The following is a 14,316-nucleotide window of genomic DNA, read 5'->3' on the forward strand; positions in this document are numbered from 1 at the left end:
GGCGGGTGCGGGTGCCCCGGGGGCGCCGACCGCTGCGGCGGCCCCGGCGGTGCCTGGGGCGGCCGCTGCGGCACGGGCTGCGGAGCCCGCGGCGGGTCCTGCGGCGCCGGCGGCGGCCCCTGGGGGCGGGGAGAGTCGGGACGGTCGGGTTCGTGCATCTACAACCCCGTGGAGAACGTCTCGCTGCGGGACGCCAGCCGGTCGCGCAGACCCACGGCCTCCGCCAACGGCAGGCCGACCACGCGCGTGTCGGCGGTGCTGGCGGCGGTGCGGACCCGCACCGTGGCGATGCCCAGCGCCTGTTCGAGCAGGTCGGCGGTGGTGTCCACCACCTGCATGCGCCCGTAGGGCACGACCACCAGCTGGCGGACGAACACCCCGTACGTCAGGTACAGCTCCGTCGCCCCCTCGACGTACCCCCAGGAGCCCTGGAAACGGCCGGCCAGCACCCAGCCCGCGCCGAGCACGGCCAGGGCCGCGACCGCCCAGACGGCGGCCCAGACCCGGTCCGCCCACAGGAACAGGAGCAGCACCCCGATCAGCCCGGACCCCAGGCACAGGGCGCCCACCACCAGACGGCGGTACCAGGCCAGGGCCGGGGACACCCGGAGCCACTCGGTGCCCTCGGGCGCGGCGAAGGCCGCGTCGAGCGGGCGCTCCGGCACGGGGGGCGGCGGGTCGGTCGGTGTCGGTTCGCTGGTGTCCACGGGCCCAGTCAACCATTTGCCGCCGCTCCCCGTCCGGAGGCGGTCCGGGATCGGTCAGGCCGTCCCGGGGCGGTCGTCGTCGCGGTCCTCGTCCCCGGGCACCCGGCAGGCGTACTCCAGGTACAGGGCGGCGGCCGCCAGCACGCCCGCGGCCAGCGCCGTTCCCAGGGCGGTGAGGAACACCTCCCGGTGCACCGGCAGCCCCAGGTTGTCCACGACCGTCAGCGCCACCCCGAGGCAGAAGCCGCCGAACAGCGCGGCGGCCAGCACGCTCGCCTTGGCCAGGGCGACCAGGCGGGCGGCGCTGAGCGGCGGGATCGGCTCGGTGCCGGGCGCCCGGCGGATCCGGCGCCGTGTCCGCCCGGCGGTGAACGCCTCGGCGAAGGCGAGCAGCAGCAGCGTGGGGATCGCCGTCCACGGCATGGGCGGCAGTCCGGGCAGCGCCGTCCCGAACAGCGCCCCCAGCAGCAGGCCGACGACCCCGAGCAGCAGCGGCGTGCGCCACCCGGTGGGGTGCAGGCGCCGCTCGTCGTCCTCCTCGTCGGTCATCGGGTCCCCCCGGGCGGGAACAGCCGCAGGTCGTCGCGTCGGCGGAGCTTCTGCTCGCCCCCGGTGTCCGCGGCCTCCACCGCGGCCAGCAGGTCGGCGAGCGGTCCGCGCCCGGGCAGCTCCGCGCCGGGGTCGGCGTCCAGCCACGGGCGCAGCACGAACGCCCGCAGGTGGGCGCGCGGGTGCGGCAGCGTCAGGACGGGGTCGTCGGAGCGCACGTCGCCGAAGGCGATGACGTCCACGTCCAGGGTGCGCGGGCCCCAGCGGACCTCGCGCACCCGGTCGAAGGCGCGCTCGGCGGCCTGCGCGCGCTCCAGCAGCTCCCCGGGCGTGCCGTCGGTCTCGACGACCACCACGGCGTTGAGGTAGGCGCCCTGTTCGGGGCCGCCCACCGGGGCGGTCTCGTACACCGGGGACAGCGCGACCGGGGCGGGCGCGCCCGCCCCGGTCAGCAGGTGCTCCACCCCGCCGCGCAGGGTCGCCCACCGGTCGCCGAGGTTGGACCCCAGGGCCAGGACGGCACGTGTCACCGCGCGGCACCCCCCGCCCCGGGCACGGCGCCGCGCACCACGGTCACGGACACGTCCGCGAACTCGTGCTCGATCGGCGCCGACGGCTTGTGCACGGTCAGTTCGACCCCGCGCACCCGCGGGTCGGCCGTGCACTCGGCGGCCAGCCGCTCGGCGAGGGTCTCGATCAGGTCCACCGGCTCCCCCGTGACGATCGCGACCAGCCGGTCGGCGAGCAGTCCGTAGTGGACGGTGTCGGCCACGTCGTCGGAGGCGGCGGCGGGCGCCAGGTCCAGGTACAGGACGGCGTCCACCACGAAGTCCTGGCCCTCGCGGCGCTCGAAGTCGAACACGCCGTGGTGGCCGCGGGCCCGCAGGCCCCGCAGGGCGATGCGGTCGGTCATTCCTCCCCGCCCTCGTCCTCGTCGTCGCCCATGAGCACCGGCGAGGCGTGGTGGGACCACAGCCGCCACCCCTGCGCGGTGTCGACGAACAGGTTGGTCGTGACGACCTGGCCCCCGGCGATGAACCCGGGGTTGCCGTCCTCGGCGGTGAGCACGTTCTCCTCGCACGTCACCATCGCGATGTCGCCGCCCACCCCGATGTGGGTCTCGGTGAGGACGTACTGGATGTAGGTGACGTTGGCCATGATCAGGGACCAGGCCCGCATGATCTCGGTGCGGCCGCGCAGCAGCGGCCACCCGGGGTTGACGCACACCAGGTCGGGGGCCTCGTGCTCCTCGGCCCACACACTGCGCATCAGGTCGATGTCGCCGTTCTCGATGGCGCTGTAGAACTGCGCGTTGGCCTCGGCCACGCGCTCCATGACCTCCTGGCGGGACCTCACCGGCGGCCCCGACCCGTGCCGTCGGCGTCCTCGAAGCGCCCCTCGACGAGGGCCTTCCCGCCGTCGGACCAGGCGGCGGCCACCCGGACCGCGTCGGCGCTGGCGCGCACGTCGTGCACCCGCACCGCCCAGGCGCCCCGGTCGGCCGACAGGGTGGTCAGGGCGGCGGTGGCGGCGTCGCATTCGAGGAAGGGCCGCTCCTCCCCCTTGGGCTCGCTCAGCAGCCGGCTCAGGAAGCGCTTGCGCGACCCCGCCACCAGGACGGGGCGGCCCAGCTCGTGGAACCGGTCGAGATGCCTCAGGAGCGCCCAGTTGTGGGCCTGCTCGGGTCGTTTGGAGAATCCGAGTCCCGGGTCGAGGACGATCTGCCCCGGGTCGACGCCTGCACTGATCATGGCCTCCATACGGTCGCGGAGCTCATCGATGACCTCCTGGACGACATCCGTGTACACGGCACGGCTCTGCATGTCATGACTATGCCCGCGCCAGTGCATCAACACGTAGGAGACACCGGAAGCGGCCACGAGCCGCGCCATGGCCGGGTCGGCCAGCCCGCCGCTGACGTCGTTGACCAGGACGGCGCCGGCCTCCACGGCCCGCTCGGCGACCTCGGCCCGCATGGTGTCCACGCTGACGGCCACTCCGCGCGCGGCGAGGGCCCTGACCACCGGTTCGACCCGGCGCAGCTCCTCCTCGGCCGGAACGCGCTGGGCGCCCGGGCGGGTCGACTCGCCGCCGACGTCGATGATGTCGGCGCCCTCGTCCACCAGCCGCAGGCCGTGCTCGACCGCCCGCTCGGGGTCGAACCAGGCTCCGCCGTCGGAGAAGGAATCGGGGGTGACGTTCACTACCCCCATGACCAGGCACCGCCCGCGATCGGGCAGGCCCGGAAGTGTGTATTTCGGCCCCATGGGGGTCACCTTACGCGTAACCACAGGGGCCGGGGGCGCACGCCCCCGGCCCCTGTCCGGATGTTCTCCACGTCACCCGCCGGCGGTCAGCGGCGGTCCAGGATGAGGCTCATCGCCTCCGAGCGGGTGCGGTCGCTGCTGCGGAAGATCCCGCGCACCGCCGAGGTGACGGTCTGGGCCCCGGGCTTGCGCACCCCGCGCATCGTCATGCACAGGTGCTCGGCCTCCACGACCACGATCACGCCCCGCGGGTTGAGGTGCTCCATGATGGCGTCGGCCACCTGGCCGGTGAGCCGCTCCTGCACCTGGGGGCGGCGCGCGAAGACGTCGACCAGGCGGGCGAGCTTGCTCAGGCCGGTGATGCGGCCGTCGGAGCCGGGGATGTACCCGACGTGCGCCACCCCGTAGAACGGCACCAGGTGGTGCTCGCAGGTGGAGTACAGCTCGATGTCCTTGACCAGGACCATCTCCTCGTGCCCGGCCTCGAACACGGTGGTGAGCACCTCGTCGGGCTTCTGCCCGAGTCCGGCGAACTGCTCCTCGTAGGCGCGGGCGACCCGCTCCGGCGTCTTGAGCAGGCCGTCGCGGTCGGGGTCCTCGCCGATGGCGATGAGGATCTCGCGGACGGCGCGCTCGATGCGCTCGCGGTCCACGGGTCTGGGCTGGTCCGGCTCGATCACGCCTCGTCCCCTTCTCCGGGGGCGGACGCCCCGTTCCCGACACCGTGGCCGGTGACCTCGTGCAGTGCGGTGCCCGGTTCGGAGCCGTTGGCCTCGGCACCGTTGAGCATGGCCAGCTCCTTCTTGGAGTGCACCGGGGGCCGGTCGGAGGGCTGGCGCTTGCCGTAGCCGGTGTAGGAGCCGCGGGCCGGGCGCTTGTTCACCGGCGCGAAGATCTCCAGCACCTGCTCGCGGGAGAGCGTCTCCTTCTCCAGCAGGGCCACGACCAGGTCGTCGAGGACGTCCCGGTACTCGACCAGGACCTCGTAGGCCTCGTCGTGCGCGGACTCGATGAGGCGGCGCACCTCCTCGTCGATGATGGAGGCGATCTCCTCGGAGTACTCGCGCGAGTGCGCCATCTCCCGGCCCAGGAACGGCTCGTTGCTCGACGACCCGAACTTGCGGGCGCCCAGGCGCTCGCTCATGCCGTACTCGGTGACCATGTTGCGGGCCAGGCTGGTGGCCTTGTCGATGTCGTCGCTCGCGCCCGTGGTGGGCTCGTGGAAGACCAGCTCCTCGGCGGCGCGGCCGCCCAGCATCATGGCGAGCCGGTCCATCATCTGCGAGCGCGAGGTGAGGAACTTGTCCTCGGTCGGCACCGACATGGTGTAGCCCAGGGCGCGGCCGCGGGGCAGGATCGTGATCTTGTGCACCGGGTCGGCGTTGGCCTGCGCGTGGCCCACCAGGGCGTGGCCGCCCTCGTGGTAGGCGATGATCTTCTTCTCGCGCTCGGACATGACCCGGCTCTTGCGCTCGGGTCCGGCCATGACGCGCTCGATGGCCTCCTCCAGCACCGCGTGGGTGATGGTCTCCCGGCCCGCGCGTGCCGACAGCAGGGCGCCCTCGTTGATGACGTTGGCCAGGTCGGCGCCGGTCATCCCGGCGGTCTGCCGGGCGATGGTGTCGAAGTCGACGTCCTCGGCCATCGGCTTGCCCTTGGAGTGGACCTTGAGGATGTCGCGGCGGCCGTCCATGTCGGGGCGGTCCACGACGATCTGCCGGTCGAAGCGGCCCGGGCGCAGCAGCGCCGGGTCCAGGATGTCGGGCCGGTTGGTGGCCGCGATGAGGATGACCCCGCCCTTGACGTCGAAGCCGTCCATCTCGACCAGCATCTGGTTGAGGGTCTGCTCGCGCTCGTCGTGGCCGCCGCCCATGCCGGCGCCGCGGTGGCGGCCGACGGCGTCGATCTCGTCGATGAAGATGATCGCGGGGGCGTTGGCCTTGGCCTGCTCGAACAGGTCGCGCACGCGCGAGGCGCCCACACCGACGAACATCTCGACGAAGTCCGAGCCGGAGATGGAGTAGAACGGCACCCCGGCCTCGCCCGCGACGGCGCGGGCCAGCAGGGTCTTGCCGGTGCCGGGCGGGCCGAACAGCAGCACGCCCTTGGGGATCTTGGCGCCCATCGCCTGGAACTTGGCCGGGTTCTGGAGGAACTCCTTGATCTCCTGGAGCTCCTCGATGGCCTCGTCCGCCCCGGCGACGTCGGAGAAGGTGTTCTTGGGCGTGTCCTTGGTGATGAGCTTGGCCTTGGACTTGCCGAAGTTCATCACGCGGGAGCCGCCGCCCTGCATCTGGCTGAAGACGAACCAGAAGATGGCGACGATGAGCAGGATCGGCAGGAAGCTGAAGAGCGCCGTGGTCCACAGCGGGGTCGTGGCGACCGAGACCTCGTAGCCCTGGAGCTCGGTGCCCTCCTCGTCCAGCGAGGCCTGGAGCATGTCGGCGAGCTGCAGGCCCTGGCCGGCCACCCAGTAGGCCTCGAGGATCTCGTCGTCGGTCGTGGTCAGCACGATGCGCTGGTCACGGTCGATGATCTCGGCGTTGTCCACCTCGTTGCGCTCGATGAGCTGGTGGACGGTCGAGATGTCGGTCTCTTCGGGCTGCGGTTCCCCGCCCAGGTCGAAGACGTTGAAGACGAGGAGGAGCATGGCGAGAACGGCCAGTATCCATATCCACGGGCCGCGGAAAAAGCGCTTCAGATTCATGTGAGCGGAACCCCGTCGGGTCCGTCCCTCCTGACCAGGCCGCCCGCACCGGAGGACTTTCCGAGGCAGGACCTCTTATCGGACACGTGCGTTCCCCGCGAGTACGCCGGGATCGAAATCGACGGTACACCCGTCGGACGGGCGCACCCCTTCCGGATGCGCCGGGGCGGGGGCCCGTCATGAGAGCAACGATCGCGCCCCCGCCGCTTGTTCCCCGCTACTGCTCGTAGACGTGCGGGGCGAGAGTGCCGATGAACGGCAGGTTGCGGTACTTCTCGGCGTAGTCGAGCCCGTAGCCGATGATGAACTCGTTGGGCAGGTCGAAGCCGATGTACTTGACGTCGAGGTCCACCTCGAAGGCCAGCGGCTTGCGGACCATGGTGCAGACCTCGACCGAGCGGGGCCCGCGCGACCGGAGGTTGCCCACCAGCCAGGACAGGGTCAGGCCGGAGTCGATGACGTCCTCGACGATGAGGACGTCGCGGTCCTTGATGTCGGTCTCCAGGTCCTTGAGGATGCGGACCACGCCGGAGGAGGTCGTCCCGGCCCCGTAGGAGGACACCGCCATCCAGTCCATGGAGACGGGCGTGTGCAGCACCCGGGCCAGGTCGGCCATCACCATGACGGCGCCCTTGAGGACCCCGACGATCAGGAGGTCCCTGCCCGCGTAGTCGGCGTCGATGCGTTCTCCGAGCTCGACCAGGCGCGCCTTGATCTCTTCCTCGGTGACCAGGACCTTCTCCAGGTCCCGGCCCATGTCCTTAGCGTCCACGCTCACTGTCCTCGCTGCTGGGTTCCCCGTTTGCGGCAACCAGGATAAACGTGCCGAACGTCCCGGGGGCGCCGACGGGCTGCCCCGGGGCCGGCCCCGGCCGGGCCGGAGCCCGGCACCGGGTGACACACCGGGCCGCCGACGGGTTCCGCCCGTCAGCGCTCGAAGCGGACGTGACCGGCGACACGCCGGGCCCGCACCCCGCCGGGCAGGTCGAGGTGCGCCTGGCCGCGCCAGGCGGTGACCAGCCGGTCGACCTCCCGCACGTGCCGGGCGGTGAGGGCGCCCGCCGGGCAGCCCGCGTCGATCGCGGCCCCGCGCAGGACGCGGGTCCGCAGCGCCTCGGGGGCGTCGGCCAGGACGGCCGCGGACAGGCCCTCCCCCGTCCGCGCCCGGGAGCGCAGCCCGTCGGCCAGGGAGTCCAGGGCGTCGGCGTCGGCGCGCAGCAGGGAGGCGGTGCGGGCCAGCGCCGCGGCGACGCCCGGGCCCAGGGTCCGCTCCAGGACGGGCAGGGTCTCGTGGCGCACCCGGGAGCGGGCGAACCGGGCGTCGGCGTTGTGGGGGTCCTCCCACGGGGCCAGCCCCATGGCGGCGCAGGCGGCGCGCACCGTGGCGCGGTCCAGGTCGAGCAGGGGGCGCAGGAGGTGGCCGTTGCGCGGGGCCATCCCGGCCAGGGAACGGGCGCCCGAGCCGCGGGCCAGGCCCAGCAGGACCGTCTCGGCCTGGTCGTCGAGGGTGTGGCCGAGCAGCACCACCGCGGGCCCGTGTTCGGCGGCGGCCTCGGCGAGCGCCGCGTGCCGGGCCGTCCGGGCGGCGCCCTCGGGCCCGCCCGGCCCGGTCACCTCGACCGCGCGGACCGACACCGGGTCCAGGCCCAGTCCGGACAGGACCGCGGCGACCTTCTCCGCGCGCTCGGCCGAACCCTCCTGGAGCCCGTGGTCGACGGTGACCGCCCCGGCCCGCAGTCCCAGCCGGGGCGCCTCGAAGGCGGCCGCCCCGGCCAGCGCCAGCGAGTCGGCCCCGCCGCTGCACGCCACCAGCGCCGCGGTGCCCGCGGGCAGCGGCGCCAGGGCCCGCCGGACCGCCGACCGGACGGCGGCCACGGCGGGGGGCGGACCGCTCATTCGGTGATGGCCGCCGGGCGCACCACCCGGTTCACCCAGGCGGAGGGGTCGCGGATCTCCGCGATGGTGGGCAGGGTCTCGCGCGAGGTCCACACCTTGTTGAACTCGGCCATGCCGACCTGGGCCACCGCCTCGCGGACGAACGCGGCGCCCTCCTCGTACTGGCGCATCTTCATGTCCATGCCGAGCAGCTGGCGCAGCAGCCGGTCCAGGGGGTTGACCGCCTCCCGCCGCTTCTGGAAGCGGGCGCGGATCCGCTCCACCGACGGCACGACGCCCGGCCCGACCGCGTCCATGACGTAGTCGCCGTGGCCCTCGGCCAGGCTCATCACGGCGGTGACCCGGTCCATGATCTCGATCTGCTCCGGCGTCTGGATGGCGGTGAGGAGGTTGCCCTCCCCGCCGCGCACCGCGTCCGCCACGGCCTCGCCCGCGGCGCGCAGCCGGGTGATGAGGTCGCCCGCGTCCATCTCCGTGGACAGCAGCAGCTCGCGCATCAGCTCCTGGACGTACCCCCGCAGCCACGGCGTGGCCGTGAACTGCATGCGGTGGGTCTCCTCGTGCAGGCACACCCACAGCCGGAAGTCGTGCGGGTCGACGTCGAGCTCGCGCTCGGTGTTGACGATGTTGGGGGCGACCAGGGTCAGCCGCCCGGTGGGCAGGGTGCCGTCGGGGTCCGGCGGCAGGAAGAGCTCGTACTGGCCCAGGACCTTCCCGGCCAGGTAGGCGAGCACCGCGCCGAGCTGCACCCCGGTGATCCGGGAGCCCACGGCGGAGGTGAGGGCGGCGGCCGCGCCGCCGCTGTTGAGGCGCTCGGCGCCCATCTGTTCGAGTACGGGTTCGATGACGGTGCGGAAACCGTCGACGTTGGCGCGGATCCAGCCCGGCCGGTCGACGATCACCGCCGGCCCGGTGGGCTCCAAGGGGTTCATGCCGGTGAAGTCGCGCACGTGCCCGGCGGCCACGGTGGAGAGCTCGCGCAACTGCGCGACGGCCTGTCGCGCGTCGGCGAGATCCACCTGCGGGCCCGGTCGGACGAGGCGGACACCGGTGTTGACGGCTACGTCCCAGTCGATCACAGTCACATTCGCAGCCTACCCACGCAGAGCCTTCCGGCACGGGGATCGGGGTTCCAATTCGGGGTAAGCCCCGGGTTCACCCCGAGCCGGGCCGAAAAGCGGCGCCCCCGGCGCCGCGGGGCGGCCGGGGGCGGGGGCCGGGCTCAGGAGCAGCCGCAGCGCGCCAGGGCCGCCGCCAGGGGATCGAGCTGGTAGCCCTGGACGCCCGGGCTGTTGGCCACGAAGGCGAACAGGAACATGTTGCCCTCCTGGTCGTGCACGGTCCCGGCGAGCGCGCTCACGTCGTTCAGGGTTCCGGTCTTGCCGCGGATCAGCCCGGCCACGTCGTGGACCGGGGTGCCCTCCGTGTAGCGGTTGCCCAGGGTCCCGGTGGAGTTGGACGTGGGCAGGCCGGTGATCGCCGCGTTGAGCTCGGGGTCGTCGGCCGCCACCCGGAGCATCTCCACCAGGGCGCGCGGGGTGATGCGGTTCTCCGGGCTCAGCCCGCTGTTGTCGGCCAGGTCGACCCCCGTGATCCCGTAGGAGTCCATGACCCGGTGGGTGGCCGCGGCCCCGCCCTCGAACGAGGCCTCGCCGCCGGTCTCCAGGGCGGCGATCCGGGCCAGCGCCTCGGCCATGTTGTTGTCGCTGGCCAGCATCATGTGCTCGACCAGGGCCGTCATCGGCGCGGAGTCGACCGAGGCGATCGGGTCTCCCTGTGCCAGGACCTCGCTCGGCTCGCCCCCCTCCACGGTGAGCCCGGCCTCCTTCAGCTGCTTGACGAAGGCGTCGGCGGTGGCCCGGGGCGGGTCCGGGACCCGCGAGTGCGTGTCCGGGGAGACGCGCCCGCTGTCGTGCATCAGCGCGTGGACGGAGGCGGTGCTGCCCTCCGTGATGTAGCCGGGTTTCCAGGAGGGCCCGGTGTCCGGCCCGGTGAACAGCGAGTCGTCGTAGCCGACCGAGACCGTGTCCACCCCCTGCTCGGCCAGGGCCGCCGCGGTGCGCTCGGCGAGCTCCTCCAGCGTGGCCACCTGCGGGTAAGCTGCGGAGTCGGCGGTCGTGGTCAGGGTGGAGTCGCCCGCGCCGCGCAGCACCACCATCCCCTGCGCCGGGTCGAAGTGGGCCGTGGTGGTCAGCACGTGGTCGGGTCCCACCGCGTCCAGGACCGTGATGGCCGTGGCGATCTTGGTGGTCGACGCCGGGACCGCGGGGGTGTCCGGGCTGCGCTCGTAGAGCGCCTGGCCGGTGGCCCCGTCGACGACGAAAGCGGAGAGGCCCTCCGCGAGCCCGGACTGCGCCATGGGATCATCGATCACGTCCGCGATCCGTTCCGGGTCCGCCGGGGACGAGGGCGCGGGTTCCGCCGCGGCCGCACCTTCGGCGTTCACGACCGGGTGGGGCACCGCGGGGAGTGGTCGGGCCTCGATCACATCGAGGGCTGCGAACCCGGCGATCAGCACGAATATGTTGAGCAGGGCCAGCGTGAGGAAGACCTCACTTCGTACCCGTCGCACCCGGGGCACCCGCCCTTCCTTAGGTGTCGCGGCCTGACGTTGTTGTTATACGGCGACATTAGTCGCAATGGGAGCCGAGATCAGCATGGAATTCGACGTTACGATCGAGATCCCCAAGGGGGAGCGCAACAAGTACGAGGTGGACCACGAGACCGGTCGCATCCGTCTCGACCGCATGCTGTTCACCTCCACCACCTACCCCGCCGACTACGGTTTCGTCGACGGGACGCTCGGTGAGGACGGCGACCCGCTGGACGCCCTCGTCCTGCTCAAGGCCCCGACCTTTCCGGGCTGCCTGATCCGCGCCCGGGCCATCGGCATGTTCCGGATGCGCGACGAGGCCGGCGGCGACGACAAGCTGCTGTGCGTTCCGGCCACGGACCCGCGCATGGAGCACCTGCGTGACATTCACCACGTGAACGAGTTCGAGCGCCTGGAGATCGAGCACTTCTTCACGGTCTACAAGGACCTGGAGCCCGGCAAGTCCGTCGAGGGCGCCAGCTGGGTCGGCCGCCACGAGGCCGAGCAGGAGATCATCGCCTCGGTCAAGCGCGCCGAGGAGGCGGGCGTCCACGGCGACTCCTCCCACATCTCCGGCGACAAGGAGAAGTAGGGCGGGGCTCCCGTTCGACCTCCGGGGCGACGGTCCGGCGGACTCCGCCGGACCCGCCCGCCCCGCCGCCCTCGGCCCGCGTCCTCCGGCACGGCTCCCCCACACCGCCGCCCTGGAGGCCGCGGGCCGTTCTCGCGGGTCAGCGGCCGACGAGGCCGGCCGGACCGGTCCAGGGCCCCTCGGCCTCCGAGGTCCGGGTCAGCAGGTAGCCCGCGCAGACGGCGGCCACCAGCGCCATCAGCATCACCAGTCCGATCGAGCCGGCCAGGGACGGGCCGTGCGGGGTCGGTGAGTCCCCCGGGCCGAGGGGGAAGCCGTCGTGGCCGAAGCGGTCGGCGCGGGCGGCCACGTGGGCCCGGTAGCCGTCCAGCTCCGGAGCGGCCATCCCCTTGAGGATGCGGACCGGCACCAGACCGGTGTTCTCCGGCATGCTCCGCTCCCCCGGGAGCCGGAGGTCGTACGAACGGCGGCGGACGCACTCGACCTCCGCCAGGGCGTGCAGCCACTCCCCCAGACGGTCGGGCTCGGTCAGCCGCCCGATGTGCGCGCAGGCGACGATCAGCGTGTCGCGCAGCACCACGTGCGCCGCGTCGCGGTCGCCCAGGGCCAGGATGCAGCGCCGGAACAACTCCTCGCCGTACGCGTCGAGCAGCCTTCGGTAGGCCTCGGCCGACGGCGCGCCGTCGGCACGCAGAGCGTGGATGAGATCCCGGTCCGTCATGGACGAGAATCTACGCTGCCGACCGCGTACACCCCGGCGCTTCGCCGAAAGACGCGTGTGAGAGTCCTCTCCGTCAGCGATCCGAAGGCGGGCGGCGCCGCGGGCGGCCGCGCAGCCAGAGCAGGACGAACGTCAGCGCGGTCAGGGCGCAGACCAGCAGCGCCGCGCCGGGGCCGAGGAAGCCCAGCGCCATCACCCCCGCCGCCGCCACCACGAGCGCCCGGACCAGCAGGCGCACCCACAGCCCGGCCGGGTCGGGGTTCAACCGGCACCTCCGGGCGTGCGAGCCGACACGGCCACTCCTGTCAGTGCGTTCGGGGGACGGTGCCTTTCCGGCGGTGCTCTCACGCCGTACTCGGGCTCCACATGTCACCACCACGCGACGCCTCCCGCAACACCGCCGGATGAGAAGAGGTGTGACACACGCGATTCTCCACGATCGCTTGACTCCCCGCGCCCTTTGCTGGTCTCCTTACAACCATGTATCCGCGCACCCGCACCGACGCCATGGCTCGCAGGGCCCTCCCGGCCCCCTGCCACCCGTCCTGTGCGGCGTGTCCGTGTTGTCGTCGCTGAGTCTTCTTCTCCGGGGCCCATCGGCCCCCTAGGCTCCAGGCCCGCCCGTCCGCGCGCGCTTTCGCGCGACCGTTCCCGGCGGCTCCTCTCCGCGTATCCACCGCGGTGACCCGTGCCCTGAGCGGCACCGACGGCCCCTTCCTCCGTGTGACGGGGCCCCCTGACGACATCCGCGCCCTCGACGGCGCGCACGCGAAGGATCTTCCCACGATGGCCCAGCAGGCTCTCTCCGTACGCACCGCCCCGCCCGCCCGCACCTCCGGGGACGACGCCGCGCCCCGCGGCACCGCACCGCGCCGCGTGTCCGTGGAGGGCATCGGTGACGTAGCGGACGCCGGCCGCAAATCCGGCTACGCCCACCTGGCCGAACGCCGGCTCCCCACCGTCGGACGCCTGGTCGCCGCCGCCCGCGGCGCCGCCGCGGTGCTGGCCCGGCCCACCCTGTGGCCCGCCCGGCGGGGCCACTGGCAGCCCGCCCCGCGCGCCGCCCGCCGCGGGGCCGGCGGACGGCTGCGGGTGAGCACCGTGTCCCTGGATCCCAACAGCTTCGTGTCCGGCCCGGTGTCCCCGCGGGCCGCCGACATGGAGGTGCTGTTCCTGGTGAGCGGTCGGGCCCACCTGATCTCCTCCGGCTCCGACGGGCGCATGCGCTCGGCGGCCGAGCTGGCCCCCGGCCGGGCCCGGGTCGTCGGCGGCTCCCTGGGTGGGCACCAGCACCTGGTCAACACCGGCGAGGAGGTCGCCGTGGTGGTCCGGGTGACCGCCTGAGGGAGGGCTCACGCCCCCTCCTCGAACGCCTCGCCGTCGTCCCGGGCGCGCAGGGCCGCCTCGACGGCCTCGACGGAGCGCAGGACGGCGGCCGTGCGCCGCCCCTCCGCCTGGTAGGCGCGCATCACCTGTTCGAGCGCGTGCGGCGGCAGGTGGCCGCGCAGGTCGACCCGGGCGGTGCGGTAGCCCTCGCGGCCGGCGGCCAGGACCGCGGAGAGGTGCTGGCGCGCCAACCGCGAGAGCGCGACCGGGTACCGCCGCAGGACCCCGTGCGTCCGGTAGTCGGCGGGCAGGAGGTCGAACAGCCACACCGCGGCCGTCCGCTCGAAGGAGTCCGACCCGGGTGGGTGCACACTCGCGGGCCAGTCCGGACTCAGCGACTGATCGGGCATGCCCCGAGCATACCCTTTGTTCGAAATCCTGTTCGAAAAGACCCGGGGTCAGTCCGAGGAGATCTCCTCCCCCTCTTCCCGGCCCTCGCCGGCCTCCTCCTTCCTTCTCTCCAGCTCCACCCTGATGGCCTGCTCGGCCGCGTCGACCGCGGCCCGGGCGGTGATGGCGTTGACGTGGGCCCGGTCCAGCTCCTCGAGGAGGATGCAGTCGAACGCGACCCGCGCGTCGTGGATCGACGCCTCCAGCTGTCGTGATGCCTCTTCCAGACTCATGTCACCCCCCATACCCCGGGAGGACCGTCCTGCACATCCCGCCCCAGGGGACACGGGGCGTGCCGGGCGCCGCGGCCGGGTAGACCCGTGGTGGGACCGGACACCGAAGGGGGAGCACGTGGTCTATCTCATCCTCGTCCTGTTGGCGCTGTGGCTGTTCCTGGCGATCCTGGGGGTGTTGATCAAGGGCCTGTTCTGGCTCACCGTCATCGCGGCGATCCTGTTCGTCGCCACGGCCGTGTGGAGCGGGCTGCGCAGCCGCGCCGGGATGTGAT

The 14,316-nt window shown here is 73.1% G+C and carries 19 protein-coding genes; 3 read left to right on the forward strand and 16 right to left on the reverse strand.

Features of this window, described 5'->3' with window-relative positions; all coding sequences use genetic code 11:
- Nucleotides 1-158: 158 nt before the first annotated feature.
- The 12 genes from K1J57_RS06130 to dacB all read right to left on the reverse strand — a co-directional run bounded on the left by K1J57_RS06130 (nucleotide 159) and on the right by dacB (nucleotide 10,707).
- A complete protein-coding gene (locus K1J57_RS06130) occupies nucleotides 159-605 on the reverse strand; it encodes a PH domain-containing protein (RefSeq protein WP_220565363.1) in 447 nt (148 codons plus the stop codon).
- Between the two features lie 156 nt (nucleotides 606-761).
- Nucleotides 762-1,256, reverse strand: a complete 495-nt coding sequence (locus K1J57_RS06135; RefSeq protein ID WP_220563502.1) for a DUF3180 domain-containing protein — start codon at nucleotides 1,254-1,256, stop codon at nucleotides 762-764.
- Complete coding sequence (gene folK / locus K1J57_RS06140; RefSeq protein WP_220563503.1) at nucleotides 1,253-1,786, reverse strand: 2-amino-4-hydroxy-6-hydroxymethyldihydropteridine diphosphokinase; 534 nt, start codon at nucleotides 1,784-1,786, stop codon at nucleotides 1,253-1,255. The genes K1J57_RS06135 and folK overlap by 4 nt, the downstream gene beginning before the upstream one ends.
- Nucleotides 1,783-2,169 carry a dihydroneopterin aldolase gene (gene folB / locus K1J57_RS06145; RefSeq protein ID WP_220563504.1) on the reverse strand — a complete coding sequence of 129 codons (387 nt, stop codon included), beginning with the start codon at nucleotides 2,167-2,169 and terminating at the stop codon, nucleotides 1,783-1,785. The genes folK and folB overlap by 4 nt, the downstream gene beginning before the upstream one ends.
- On the reverse strand, nucleotides 2,166-2,612 hold the full coding sequence (locus tag K1J57_RS06150) for a nuclear transport factor 2 family protein (protein ID WP_220563505.1): 447 nt from the start codon (nucleotides 2,610-2,612) through the stop codon (nucleotides 2,166-2,168). Before K1J57_RS06150 ends, folB begins: the two co-directional genes overlap by 4 nt.
- Complete coding sequence (gene folP / locus K1J57_RS06155; protein ID WP_220563506.1) at nucleotides 2,609-3,469, reverse strand: dihydropteroate synthase; 861 nt, start codon at nucleotides 3,467-3,469, stop codon at nucleotides 2,609-2,611. Before folP ends, K1J57_RS06150 begins: the two co-directional genes overlap by 4 nt.
- 140 nt (nucleotides 3,470-3,609) lie before the next feature.
- Nucleotides 3,610-4,200: a GTP cyclohydrolase I FolE gene (folE, locus tag K1J57_RS06160; protein ID WP_255647126.1), complete on the reverse strand. Its 591-nt coding sequence runs from the start codon at nucleotides 4,198-4,200 to the stop codon at nucleotides 3,610-3,612.
- Nucleotides 4,200-6,230, reverse strand: a complete 2,031-nt coding sequence (gene ftsH / locus K1J57_RS06165; RefSeq protein WP_255646859.1) for an ATP-dependent zinc metalloprotease FtsH — start codon at nucleotides 6,228-6,230, stop codon at nucleotides 4,200-4,202. The genes folE and ftsH overlap by 1 nt, the downstream gene beginning before the upstream one ends.
- 217 nt (nucleotides 6,231-6,447) lie before the next feature.
- The gene (gene hpt, locus K1J57_RS06170) at nucleotides 6,448-7,002 is read right to left on the reverse strand and encodes a hypoxanthine phosphoribosyltransferase (protein ID WP_220563507.1); all 555 of its coding nucleotides are present in this window, start codon (nucleotides 7,000-7,002) and stop codon (nucleotides 6,448-6,450) included.
- 155 nt (nucleotides 7,003-7,157) lie between these two features.
- Complete coding sequence (gene tilS, locus K1J57_RS06175; protein WP_220563508.1) at nucleotides 7,158-8,126, reverse strand: tRNA lysidine(34) synthetase TilS; 969 nt, start codon at nucleotides 8,124-8,126, stop codon at nucleotides 7,158-7,160.
- Nucleotides 8,123-9,205: a zinc-dependent metalloprotease gene (locus K1J57_RS06180; protein ID WP_220565365.1), complete on the reverse strand. Its 1,083-nt coding sequence runs from the start codon at nucleotides 9,203-9,205 to the stop codon at nucleotides 8,123-8,125. The genes tilS and K1J57_RS06180 overlap by 4 nt, the downstream gene beginning before the upstream one ends.
- A 143-nt stretch (nucleotides 9,206-9,348) precedes the next feature.
- A complete protein-coding gene (gene dacB / locus K1J57_RS06185) occupies nucleotides 9,349-10,707 on the reverse strand; it encodes a D-alanyl-D-alanine carboxypeptidase/D-alanyl-D-alanine-endopeptidase (RefSeq protein ID WP_220563509.1) in 1,359 nt (452 codons plus the stop codon).
- A 76-nt stretch (nucleotides 10,708-10,783) separates the two neighbouring features.
- Here dacB and K1J57_RS06190 point away from each other — a divergent pair, with 76 nt between their 5' ends.
- On the forward strand, nucleotides 10,784-11,311 hold the full coding sequence (locus K1J57_RS06190; RefSeq protein WP_220563510.1) for an inorganic diphosphatase: 528 nt from the start codon (nucleotides 10,784-10,786) through the stop codon (nucleotides 11,309-11,311).
- A 139-nt stretch (nucleotides 11,312-11,450) separates the two neighbouring features.
- Here the strand turns inward: K1J57_RS06190 and K1J57_RS06195 are convergent, their stop codons facing one another.
- Nucleotides 11,451-12,032, reverse strand: coding sequence for an RNA polymerase sigma factor (locus tag K1J57_RS06195; RefSeq protein WP_220563511.1), 582 nt, complete (start codon nucleotides 12,030-12,032; stop codon nucleotides 11,451-11,453).
- Nucleotides 12,033-12,105: 73 nt separating this feature from the next.
- Nucleotides 12,106-12,297, reverse strand: coding sequence for a hypothetical protein (locus K1J57_RS06200; protein WP_220563512.1), 192 nt, complete (start codon nucleotides 12,295-12,297; stop codon nucleotides 12,106-12,108).
- A 521-nt stretch (nucleotides 12,298-12,818) separates the two neighbouring features.
- On the opposite strand from K1J57_RS06200, the gene K1J57_RS06205 reads away from it, so the two are divergent.
- On the forward strand, nucleotides 12,819-13,376 hold the full coding sequence (locus K1J57_RS06205) for a hypothetical protein (RefSeq protein ID WP_255646860.1): 558 nt from the start codon (nucleotides 12,819-12,821) through the stop codon (nucleotides 13,374-13,376).
- 8 nt (nucleotides 13,377-13,384) lie between these two features.
- Here the strand turns inward: K1J57_RS06205 and K1J57_RS06210 are convergent, their stop codons facing one another.
- Both K1J57_RS06210 and K1J57_RS06215 read right to left on the reverse strand, forming a co-directional pair.
- The gene (locus K1J57_RS06210) at nucleotides 13,385-13,768 is read right to left on the reverse strand and encodes a hypothetical protein (RefSeq protein ID WP_220563513.1); all 384 of its coding nucleotides are present in this window, start codon (nucleotides 13,766-13,768) and stop codon (nucleotides 13,385-13,387) included.
- Between the two features lie 48 nt (nucleotides 13,769-13,816).
- Nucleotides 13,817-14,041 carry a hypothetical protein gene (locus tag K1J57_RS06215; protein WP_220563514.1) on the reverse strand — a complete coding sequence of 75 codons (225 nt, stop codon included), beginning with the start codon at nucleotides 14,039-14,041 and terminating at the stop codon, nucleotides 13,817-13,819.
- A gap of 118 nt (nucleotides 14,042-14,159) precedes the next feature.
- Between K1J57_RS06215 and K1J57_RS06220 the strand changes: the two genes are divergently transcribed.
- Entirely contained in the window at nucleotides 14,160-14,315 is a 156-nt protein-coding gene (locus tag K1J57_RS06220) for a hypothetical protein (RefSeq protein ID WP_220563515.1), read from the forward strand.
- Nucleotide 14,316: the final 1 nt, after the last annotated feature.

Source organism: Nocardiopsis sp. MT53, assembly GCF_019598965.1.
In the GTDB taxonomy this organism is placed as follows: Bacteria; Actinomycetota; Actinomycetes; order Streptosporangiales; family Streptosporangiaceae; genus Nocardiopsis; species Nocardiopsis changdeensis.